This window comes from Parasedimentitalea denitrificans, from assembly GCF_011813015.1.
Taxonomy (GTDB): domain Bacteria; phylum Pseudomonadota; class Alphaproteobacteria; order Rhodobacterales; family Rhodobacteraceae; genus Parasedimentitalea; species Parasedimentitalea denitrificans.
The window spans coordinates 1-752 of record NZ_QHLQ01000079.1 but is presented as its reverse complement, the minus strand read 5'-3'; the positions used below and the strand labels follow the sequence as shown (position 1 = coordinate 752).

At 58.1% G+C, this 752-nt stretch carries 1 protein-coding gene; it reads left to right on the top strand.

Annotation, left to right across the window (positions count from 1 at the left end; translation table 11 throughout):
- Nucleotides 1–489, top strand: a 489-nt coding sequence (locus tag DL239_RS21390; RefSeq protein WP_369410612.1) for a tyrosine-type recombinase/integrase, incomplete at its 5' end; no start/stop codon positions are given.
- Between the last annotated feature and the right edge of the window lie 263 nt (nt 490–752).

Genomic DNA, 752 nt, shown 5'->3' with positions numbered 1-752 from the left:
CTGCTCTGCGTGCTGTCTGGTATGCGAGCTGGTGAAGCTGCGGGCTTGCTCCGTGAGGATCTGATGGCAAAGGGCAATCTTGGTCAGTTCTTCCACGTTCGACCCAACCAACTCCGGTTGCTAAAGACCGATGCGGCGGAGCGGATAGTTCCGGTTCATTCGGCACTGGAGCCCGTGCTGTCTGCCTTGCCTAGCACTGGCCCTCTGTTCCCCGGACTGAAGGTGAACGACATAACCAAGCGCTTCGCTGCCCTGAGGGTGGCTTTGGGCATAGAAAGGCCGGGGCTGGTGTTCCACTCCACCCGCAAGTGGTTCATCACCCAATGTGAGCGAACAGGCGTCCCTGAGCACTTCACGGCGTCACTGGTCGGGCACAAGTCAGCCCGCTCAGAGAACGGGATCACCTACAGCATCTACTCAGCAGGTATCTCTGACGAGCAGAAGCGTGAGATCGTTGACCAGATCAGGTTGCCGGTGGGTTTAGCATAAAACTTCCCCGTCCGGGCATCCTCACGGGTGTTCGGGCGGGTTCTTCATCCTATTTTTTGCCTCTGGGCTCCGAACCCCAACTGATCCCGGACTTTACCTCCCAGGACCCACAGTTCAGGCCCCACTAGCGCCTACCGGAGGCTTCTCACGCCAGTTTTCGGCTAAAAGGCCCCCAATACTGCCCCATTTCCACGGCAGTACCAGCTAAGCAGAAGAAAAGGATCACCACGCTGGGTTTCCTACCACCCCAGCCAGTACTTCCT